This window comes from Candidatus Neomarinimicrobiota bacterium (assembly GCA_012964825.1).
In the GTDB taxonomy this organism is placed as follows: domain Bacteria; phylum Fidelibacterota; class Marinisomatia; order Marinisomatales; family S15-B10; genus UBA2125.
In genome coordinates this window covers 1-1943 of sequence record DTTI01000056.1, presented here as the reverse complement: position 1 = coordinate 1943, position 1943 = coordinate 1, and the positions used below count along the sequence as shown (strand labels likewise).

Below are 1943 nucleotides of genomic sequence, written 5' to 3'. Positions count from 1 at the left end.
AGCAACTGTGTCCCCATAGCACCGTCAAGCAATAACGGCGATCCCGTACCAAGCCGGTTGGTAATATCTGAATGGTCTTTTCCTACAGCCATTTAAAAAATTTCAGGCCAAATAAGTTAAGAGATACGCGTTCCTTCAGAGACATCATCATCAAGCTTAAGAAGAATCACCGATTCACCTTCCGGGCAGGCACCGAGGATCAGAACTTCGGACTTAAACCCGGCTACCTTCAGGGGTGGCAAGTTTGCAACACACAAAACCTTTCTACCCAAAAGATCTTCTTTGGAATAAAGATCAGTGATTTGAGCACTGGACTGCTTTTTCCCAAGAGGCCCAAGATCCACAATAATCTTATACGCCGGGTCTTTTGCCTCAGGAAAATCATCCACCGAAAGAATGCGTCCCACTCTTATATCCAGAGCTTTAAAGTCAGAAACAGTTATCATACTCACTTTTTAATGAATGGGGATAACCAACCGTACCATAATAGGTTGACTATGCCTTTCTGGGACCAATCTTAAGGAATCATCATTGATGGTAGTTCGGTAGGCTACGGCAAATCCCCGCCCCACAACGATACCGAGAGCAGCTCCGGCTATAACGTCCGTCAGCCAATGCTCATTATCGTGGATGCGGTGAACGCCTACCAACCCCGCAACAAGATAAGCAGGCATTCCAGCCTTCTCACCATAAAGATCATCAACAACAGCTGCCACCGCAAAACTTCCTGATGTGTGACCGGATGGGAATGACCGCCTGTTCTGACCGTTGGGCCGCAATCGTCCTGTGGTTTTTTTTACTACAACCGTGGCCATCATAGTAACACCTATGGCTGATGAAGAAAAAAGCAATCGGTCCATTTTCTCATCCCGCGTACCAGATTTCAGCACAGCCACCCCCAACAGTGCCGGGTATGCCCACCCGCCCCCGTATAGATCAAGATGGTGAGAAAGTGTATTAGACATGAGGCCATGTTTCTGACTGTATTGCTGTATGTCATCATCGTAAGCGCGCAACGTAAATATCGAAACAGCGGCGGTGCCAAGCAGGGTCAGATTTTGAGATGATGTGAACGCTTCGGTTATACCGTCCATGAAGAAATCAAAAGTGTTTAGTTTTGCCGACAGAGCGGTCGTGCAGCAGACGAACCATAACACTGCTTTGCTCATTATCTTTTTCCTTGTGGTGACTTTTTCAGCAGGTCTATGAGCGAGGGCGTTACGGAGGTCGCTTCCATTGGGAAGCAAATTTACATGAAACGGGAAAGAGGTATCAGCTGATTTCCGGATTCAGACTTTCAAAATCTTTCACGAATTGCCCGTGGGACCGATAGTGGATCACCGTCATTCCCATCTTGCCAGCTGCAGCAACATTTTCCATACGGTCATCCACAAAGAAACTTTCAGATGCATTAGCGTTTGCCGCTGTCAGCATGGCTTTAAAGAAGCATTCATCGGGCTTTCGGGCTCCTACATCAAATGAATAGATGGCACCGGAGAACCCGTTCATTTTGTTCCTCACACCGCCGTGATTAATGTGATGTTGATTGGTGTTCGAGGCAAGCCAGACAGTGATTGTTTTCGATAGCTCCCGGGCGTAGTGGAAAGTTTCCGTCACGTCACCCAGCATGCTCCGCCAACAGTCAAAGAACTCTGTCTGAGTAAGTTTCTTTTCAGACGCAATATTTGCCATAACGCCGGAAAAGAATTGTTCATCCGTCAGTCCCCCCTTTTCGTAGTCGTCATGCATTTCCCCGAACAAGGCCGACACCATTACGGTAGTTTCCACACCGATGGCACGGGTAAACTGGCGGACAACTTCTTCGGAGTAAATATTCAAGAGTACATTACCGATGTCGAAAAAAAATGTCTTGATCATTGGGAGTTTTAACTGTCCGAGAACTCAGGTGGGACGCTGGCAGCGCCTTTCAATCCAGTACTAAC

Annotated in this window: 3 protein-coding genes; all 3 read right to left on the bottom strand. The window is 47.3% G+C overall.

What is annotated here, in order from left to right:
* Positions 1-116: 116 nt before the first annotated feature.
* The 3 genes from EYO21_05535 to EYO21_05525 all read right to left on the bottom strand — a co-directional run bounded on the left by EYO21_05535 (position 117) and on the right by EYO21_05525 (position 1878).
* Positions 117-446 (bottom strand): tRNA-binding protein, encoded by a 330-nt coding sequence (locus EYO21_05535; GenBank protein ID HIB03269.1) that lies wholly within the window; start codon positions 444-446, stop codon positions 117-119.
* A 9-nt stretch (positions 447-455) separates the two neighbouring features.
* Positions 456-1169: a phosphatase PAP2 family protein gene (locus EYO21_05530; GenBank protein ID HIB03268.1), complete on the bottom strand. Its 714-nt coding sequence runs from the start codon at positions 1167-1169 to the stop codon at positions 456-458.
* 103 nt (positions 1170-1272) lie between these two features.
* The gene (locus tag EYO21_05525; GenBank protein ID HIB03267.1) at positions 1273-1878 is read right to left on the bottom strand and encodes a hypothetical protein; all 606 of its coding nucleotides are present in this window, start codon (positions 1876-1878) and stop codon (positions 1273-1275) included.
* Positions 1879-1943 lie beyond the last annotated feature (65 nt).

What these genes read in the sequence shown, in the direction of transcription:
- EYO21_05530 (HIB03268.1), bottom strand. Translation starts at nt 1,169, where the DNA reads ATGAGCAAAGCAGTGTTATGGTTCGTCTGCTGCACGACCGCTCTGTCG.
- EYO21_05525 (HIB03267.1), bottom strand. Translation starts at nt 1,878, where the DNA reads ATGATCAAGACATTTTTTTTCGACATCGGTAATGTACTCTTGAATATT.
- EYO21_05535 (HIB03269.1), bottom strand. Translation starts at nt 446, where the DNA reads ATGATAACTGTTTCTGACTTTAAAGCTCTGGATATAAGAGTGGGACGC.